Here is a 6,608-nt window from a genome sequence, read left to right as displayed (position 1 = left end):
AGCGGATCGGCTCGGGCGTGCCATCGCCGTTCAGATCGTGATGAAAGGTGCCGTCAAAGCGCGGCTGGCCCTGCGGATCGTGGCGCACCTCCAGCCGGGCGGGATCATAGAGAAAGCTGATCTCCTGCTCGGTCTCGGATTTGAAGCCTGTGACCGCGCGGTTCTGGCGCAGGCCGAACTGGCGGGCAAAGTCTTCGAGTGCGCGCACCGACTGGCGGGTGCTGCCGGTATCGGGGGCCTCGATCACCATGAGGCCATCGGCCTCCAGTGCGGTCAGCACGATGGCAATGGCCTCCAGCTGCGCGGCGCGCGTGGTGCCATGGCGCTGCGCGGGCTGGCTGTCCAGCAGCGGCTGGCCCGCATCATCGAACAGCGCGTTGAACCATTCGACATTCCAGGTCGCGAGCCGCAGGGGGCGCGGGGGCGCACTCATGCTGCCTGCCGGGCCGCGATTTCTTCCCAGGCCGCATTCACCGCGATCAGCCTTTGCTGCGCCAGATTGACCGCTTCGGGCGGCACGCCGCGTGCAATCAGCCGGTCGGGGTGGCTGTCGCGCACCGCTGCCTTCCAGGCGGCGCGGGCCTCGTCCAGACTGGCATGGGTGGGCAGGCCCAAGACCTCGAACGGGTCACGCGGCGCATCGGGCACATAGCGGGCGCGCAGGGCGCGGAAGCAGGGCTCGCCCAGTCCGAAGATCCGCGCCACCTCTTGCAGGAAGGCATCCTCTGCGGGGTGATAGCTGCCATCGGCCATGGCGACGTGGAACAGCCCCTCCATCACATCGGTCAGCACCCGCGCCTCGCCCTGAAACATGGCGCGGATCTTGCCGGCATAGGCATCAAACCCCGCCACATCCTGCCGGGCCAGGTTGAACACGCGCGCCGCATGGGCCTCTTCCTCGGGCGGCACATGAAACACTTCGCGGAAGGCGGCCACCTCGTTCCGCGTCACCTCGCCATCGGCCTTGGCCATCTTGGCGCCAAGCGCGATCACGGCAATGGTGAAGGCCACGGTGCGCTCGGGGCAGGCCTCGGGCGGATTGCGCAGGCGATCAAACACCGCGCCAAAGCCTTCGCCCTGTGCGAGTGCGGAGATAGCCTCAAGAATACGGGTCCAGATCGACATGGGCGCAGGATAGACGGGAAAAACCAAGCTGTCAGGTCAAGATTTTTTGTAAAAGCCACAGATCGTGGTAACGCCCGAATTTCCACCCCGCGTCGGGGAGCGTGCCGACCAGCCGGTAGCCAAGCGCCAGATGGAAATCGCGCCCCGCCGGATTGCCGCCCGAGACGCCCGCCATCATCACATGATGGCCTGCCGCGCGCGCGTGATCCTCCACCGCCGCCATCAGCGCCCGGCCAAAGCCGTGGTCCTGCGCCGCCGGGGCCAGAATGATCGTATGTTCCATCGAGCGCGCATAGCCATTGCCGCCGCGAAACTGCGTGTAGCTGGCAAAGCCCACGGGTTTGCCCGCCAGATGCGCGGTGAAGCAGCCATGGCCCGCCGCCTGCCGCGCCGCGAACCAGTCGCGCAGGCCGGTTTCGGTCTTTTCCTCCGAGGAAAAGGTGACCAGCGTGTCGCGGATCATCGGGTTCCAGAAGGCGCGGATCGGCTCCAGATCCTGCGGCAGGGTGGGGCGGATCACGTCAGCACCCGGCGGCCATGCGGCGTATCAAAGGTGGCGCGGAAGTCTGGCGCGCCTTGGCTGAACTGCACCCGAGGGTCGGCAAAACCGGGCAGGGCGGCGCGCAGGGCGGCGGGGTCGGGCGTGGCAATCTCCAGCAAGGCCAGCCGCGCGCCACTGTCGGGCAGGCGCTGCGTGGGGTGCCGGTCGCCCAGCCATTCGATCAGCGCCGGATAGGTGCCCCCCATCGGCAGCACGCCGCTTTCCGGCACCGCCATGCGCCAGCGCAGATCGCCCCGCGCCACATCCAGCACCCGCCCGGCCTCTGGCGGGGCGTGGCGCAGATCGGCGCGGCAAATCCAGTTGGTCAGGCGCGGCGGGCCGCGGAAATGGTCCAGATCGAACCAGCGGGCATGCGGCGGTTTGGGGGCAGACGGGTCAATGGCGATGACCTCGAAATACAGATCGCCAAGGCCCAGCAAGCGGTTATGCGTGCCCATCAGCGCATGCGCCCCGCCCCCCGCCAAGGGCAGGCCAAGCGCCGCCTCGGCATGGGCCACACCCGCCTCCAGCGTTTCCGCCGCCAAGGCCAGATGATCCAGCGCCAGATGATCCAAGCCGAGGATCATTCCTGCAAGGTGATCTTGGGCGTGGCCTTCATCGCCTGCACCAGCGCGCTGAACCGCGATTGCGCCACCTCTCCCATCAGGCCCGCACCGCGTGGGGTCAGGCGCAGCTCCAGCACCCGCCGCTTGGGCTGCCAGACCAGCGAGCCCGCCTCCTCCGGGTGGTCGATGGAGAACATGGCGCCAAAGCGCATCGCCTTGCCGAGGATTTCGGCCTCGGTGATCTCCTCCTCGGTCAACAGGCGGAACAGCGTCTCCATCCGGCTGCCCGAGCGGCTGTTCTTGTAGCGATGCAGCAGCGCGAGGCCCAGAAACACCCGGCCCGGATGGTCAAGGCCACCCAGATTGGCGCGGGTTGCGTTGTCGAAACAGGCCTCGGCGCGGTAATCGGGATGGGCGCGCCAGGTGGTGTCATGCAGCAGACAGGCCGCCTTGATCAGCCGGTGCCGCGCCTCGGGCGAGGCCTTGAACAGCGGCGCGATGAAGGCATAGAGCTTCTTGCCAAAACCCGGAATGCGGGCCTGCGTGGCCTCGGCGGCACGGGCCGCTTCGATCAGCGGATCACGGGCGCGCAGCCGCTCGGGCATCTGCTCATACAGCATCCCCTCGCGGATGCCATAGCTGGAAATGTCGATCTCCGACGGGGTGAAGATGTCGATCAGCTCGCGCAGCACCTCGCAGGCCAGCGGCACCAGCTCCATCCGCTCGGCCGAGGTGCCGGTGCGCGCGCGCAGCAAGGTGAGGTCAGACCCGGCCAGCCAATCCAGCGTGTCCAAGGCCGATTTCGGCGTCATGCGATATTCATGCAGCACGGTCAGCGGATAGTTGCGGCGCTCCATGTCCAGCCGGGCAATCACCCGCCAGCTGCCGCCGACCAGATAGACGCGCTCGCCCGAGGATTTAAGCTCGATCTGCAAGGCCCTGAGAATGCGGCGAATATGCTCGCGCCGCTTCTTGGGACCGCCCTCTACCTGTTGCAGCCGGAACGGGCCCAGCGGCGAGGTGGCGCGCTTGCCGACCTTGCCGCCGCCGATCCGCGCCAGCTCCATCGAGTTGCCGCCAATGTCGCAGACGATGCCCTTGGCCTCCGGCCAGCCCAGCAAAACCCCCTGCGCCGACAGGCGGGCCTCCTCGTCGCCGTCGATGACCCAGATCTTCAAGCCGGTCTCGTCCAGCACCTGCTGCTGAAAGGCAGGGCCGTCCTCGGCCTCGCGCACCGCTGCCGTGGCCACCACGATCATCGGATGCACATGCATCCCCTCGGCCAACAGGGCAAAGCGCTTCAGCGCCGCCAGCGCGCGGCGCGCGCCTTCAGGGTTCAGCCGCCCGGTTTCGGCCAGCCCCTTGCCCAGACCCGCCATGATCTTTTCATTGTAAAAATAGGCAGGCGAGCGCGCGGCGCCGTCAAACACCACCATCCGCACCGAGTTGGAGCCGACATCCACCACCCCCACGCGGCTCAGCGCGCGGGCGGAAGGGTCTTCAAACAGCGGCTGGCCAAAGGGGCCGTTCTCGTCATGCAGGTCTGCGCTCATGGCGGGCTCCTTGGTCTGGGGCGAAAGATGGCGGCAAGTGTCGGGCGGGGTCAAGAGGGGCTGGCGTCGCAGCGGGGGCGCTTCGCCCCCCGCACCCCCCGAGGATATTTGTGAACAGAAAATGAGCCTTTGGGGCGCTTTGCCATTTTCTGTTGAAAAATATCCTCGGGGGGAGGCCCGCAGGGCCGTGGGGGGCAGACAGCCCCCCATGCGCGGTTTCAGCCGGGGCTGGCTTCGTCCCTTGGGCGGGCGAGGCGGGGCACGTCCTTCGCGCCGGCGGTGCCGCGCCCCGAGAGCGAGGGGTTATCCATGAAGAAGCGGTGGCAGGAGAACAGCGGCCCGTCGCTGGGGTCTTTCAGCTGCCGGGAATAGCTGCCATCGGGGTTCAAGACCCAGCTTTGCGCCTCATCCGCCAGATTGGCAGCCATGATCTGGCCCATGATCTGGTTCTTCACCGTCGGGTTCAGCGCTTCGACCAGCGTTTCCACCCGGCGCGAGAGGTTGCGGCCCATCCAGTCGGCGGAGGACAGGAAGACCCGCGCCTGTTTCGAGGGCAGCCCGCCGCCATTGCCAAAGCACACGATCCGGCTGTGTTCCAGGAATCGCCCGACCACGGATTTCACGCGAATATTCTCGGACAAGCCCTTGATTCCGGGCCGCAATCCGCAGATGCCGCGCACCACGAGGCTGATCTTCACCCCGGCCTGCGAGGCGGCATAAAGCGCGTCGATCACATCGGGTTCGATCAGGCTGTTCAGCTTGATCCAGATCTCCGCCGGGCGGCCTTCGCGGGCATGGGTGACCTCGGCGCGGATCATCTCGATCAGGCGCGATTTCAGGCTGATCGGCGCGATGGCAATATTTTCAAGCGCTTGCGGCTGCACATAGCCCGAGAGGTAGTTGAACACCTTCGTCGCATCCCGCCCGAGCGCGGCATCGCAGGTGAAAAAGCTGAGATCGGTGTAAATCCGCGCGGTGATCGGGTGGTAATTGCCGGTGCCGTAATGGGTATAGGTCACCAGATTGTCGCCCTCGCGCCGCACCACGGTGCTGATTTTCGCGTGGGTTTTCAAGTGCATGAAGCCGTAGACCACATGCGCGCCCGCGCGTTCCAGCCGCCGCGACTGGCGGATATTGGCGGCCTCGTCAAAGCGGGCTTTCAGCTCGACCAGCGCCGTCACCGATTTCCCGGCCTCGGCCGCCTCGCACAGCGCCGAGACGATCGGGCTGTCCCACGACGTGCGATAGAGCGTCTGCTTGATGGCCAGCACGTTCGGGTCGCGCGCCGCCTGTTCCAGAAAGCGGATCACCAGATCGAAGGTCTCGTAGGGGTGGTGCAGCAGGATGTCCTTCTGGCGGATGGCGGCGAACATGTCGCCGTCATTGTCCTGCACGCGTTCGGGCACACGCGGGGTGAAGGGCGGCCAGAGCAGATCGGGGCGCGAGGACAGCACCAGCTCCTTGAGGTCGGCCACGCCCAGCAGGCCGCGCACCTCCACCACCTCATCGGGGGTGACGTGCAGTTCCTCCATCACCAGCGCTTTCAGCTCGGGCGGGGCGCCCGCGCTGATCTTCATGCGGATCACCTCGCCCCGGCGGCGGCGTTTCAGCGCGGATTCAAAGCTGCGCACCAGATCTTCGGCCTCGTCCTCCACCTCGAGGTCGCTGTCGCGCAGCACGCGGAAGGCGCAATGGCCGCGCATCGCATAACCGGGGAACAGCATGTCGAGATGCAAAAGCAGCAGCTCCTCCAGCGGCAGGCAGCGATGTTCGCCCACCGGCCCCGGCAGGGTGACAAAGCGCGCGATCTGCTGCGGGATCGGCAGCAGCGCCTGCAACAGCCGGTGATCCTCCTCGCGCTCCAGCTCCAGCGCGAGCGTAAAGCCGGTATTGGGGATGAAGGGGAAGGGGTGCGCGGGGTCAATCGCCAGCGGCGACAAAACCGGAAAGACCTTGTTCAGAAAGTGATTTTCCAGAAATTTCAGGTCGCGGGCCGAAAGTTTGGAGCGGGTGAGGATCTCGATCCCCTTCGCCTCCATCTCGCGCTTCAGCTTTTTGTAGGTGATCTGCTGCACCTTCATCAGGCGGCGCGCATCGTCATTGATCAGCTCCAGCTGCTCAGCCGGGCTGCGCCCATCCTCGGAGGGCGTGGGGGTGCCGGTGCGCAGCAGCGCCCGCAGGCCCGCCACGCGCACGGTATAGAATTCGTCGAGGTTGGTGGCCGAGATCGAAAGGAAGCGCAGCCGCTCCAGCAAGGGCACCGCCGGGTTCGCCGCCTCCTCCAGCACGCGCCAGTTGAAGGCCAGCCAGCTCATTTCCCGGTTGAAAAACCGTCTTGGGCCAAGGGTTTCGGCCTCGGTCATCGGGACGGGGGCGGGGAAGGGGGCGCGGAGGAAATCAGCCTGTGTCATGGCGGTCTTTTGTTCGAATTTTGTAACGCTGTCATGACAGTAGGGGCGGGGTCAGTCACTGTCCAGCATTTGCAGGACGCGCGCGGCGAGGGTGCGGCTGACCGGGCGCCCCTGCGCCAGCGCCTCGGCATCGAGGCGGGCCACCAGATCGCGGGCGGCGGCGAGGCTGCGATCCATGCGCGCCATCAGCCAGTCGATGACGGCGGGCGGCACGGCCAGCTGGCGGTCGGCGAATTGCTTGACCAGAACCGCGCTGAGCAGGGCATCATCGGGGGCCTCGATCCGGGTGAGGCTGGTGCCCTGCATCCGGCTGAGCAGGTCGGGCAGCGTCAGGCCCCAGTCGCGCGGCGGGGTGCGGGCGGTGATGAGAAAGGGCAGGCCGCGTTCGGCCAACCTGTTGTGAAGATGGAAT

5 protein-coding genes and 2 pseudogenes are annotated in these 6,608 nt (G+C 66.6%); all 7 read right to left on the bottom strand.

What is annotated here, in order from left to right; all coding sequences use genetic code 11:
* Positions 1 to 433: pseudogene (locus JNN06_RS12810) on the bottom strand (endonuclease); the annotation flags it as partial.
* Positions 430 to 1,125 (bottom strand): molecular chaperone DjiA, encoded by a 696-nt coding sequence (locus JNN06_RS12805; protein WP_291239982.1) that lies wholly within the window; start codon positions 1,123 to 1,125, stop codon positions 430 to 432. The gene JNN06_RS12805 and the pseudogene JNN06_RS12810, both read right to left, overlap by 4 nt.
* Before the next feature lie 31 nt (positions 1,126 to 1,156).
* The gene (locus tag JNN06_RS12800; RefSeq protein ID WP_291239981.1) at positions 1,157 to 1,645 is read right to left on the bottom strand and encodes a GNAT family N-acetyltransferase; all 489 of its coding nucleotides are present in this window, start codon (positions 1,643 to 1,645) and stop codon (positions 1,157 to 1,159) included.
* Positions 1,642 to 2,253 carry a VOC family protein gene (locus tag JNN06_RS12795; protein WP_291239980.1) on the bottom strand — a complete coding sequence of 204 codons (612 nt, stop codon included), beginning with the start codon at positions 2,251 to 2,253 and terminating at the stop codon, positions 1,642 to 1,644. The genes JNN06_RS12800 and JNN06_RS12795 overlap by 4 nt, the downstream gene beginning before the upstream one ends.
* Entirely contained in the window at positions 2,250 to 3,785 is a 1,536-nt protein-coding gene (locus JNN06_RS12790; RefSeq protein ID WP_291239979.1) for a Ppx/GppA family phosphatase, read from the bottom strand. The genes JNN06_RS12795 and JNN06_RS12790 overlap by 4 nt, the downstream gene beginning before the upstream one ends.
* Before the next feature lie 218 nt (positions 3,786 to 4,003).
* On the bottom strand, positions 4,004 to 6,196 hold the full coding sequence (locus tag JNN06_RS12785; RefSeq protein ID WP_291239978.1) for an RNA degradosome polyphosphate kinase: 2,193 nt from the start codon (positions 6,194 to 6,196) through the stop codon (positions 4,004 to 4,006).
* A 51-nt stretch (positions 6,197 to 6,247) separates the two neighbouring features.
* Positions 6,248 to 6,608 (bottom strand): annotated as a pseudogene (locus tag JNN06_RS12780) (DnaA/Hda family protein); the annotation flags it as partial.

It is taken from the genome of Gemmobacter sp. (assembly GCF_016792925.1).
Classification (GTDB): Bacteria; Pseudomonadota; Alphaproteobacteria; order Rhodobacterales; family Rhodobacteraceae; genus Gemmobacter.
The sequence above is the reverse complement of the archived record's forward strand: the minus strand, read 5'-3'. Positions and strand labels throughout refer to the sequence as shown.

Coding starts and splice junctions, on each gene's coding strand:
- JNN06_RS12805 (WP_291239982.1), bottom strand. CDS start 1,125: ATGTCGATCTGGACCCGTATTCTTGAGGCTATCTCCGCACTCGCACAG.
- JNN06_RS12795 (WP_291239980.1), bottom strand. CDS start 2,253: ATGATCCTCGGCTTGGATCATCTGGCGCTGGATCATCTGGCCTTGGCG.
- JNN06_RS12790 (WP_291239979.1), bottom strand. CDS start 3,785: ATGAGCGCAGACCTGCATGACGAGAACGGCCCCTTTGGCCAGCCGCTG.
- JNN06_RS12785 (WP_291239978.1), bottom strand. CDS start 6,196: ATGACACAGGCTGATTTCCTCCGCGCCCCCTTCCCCGCCCCCGTCCCG.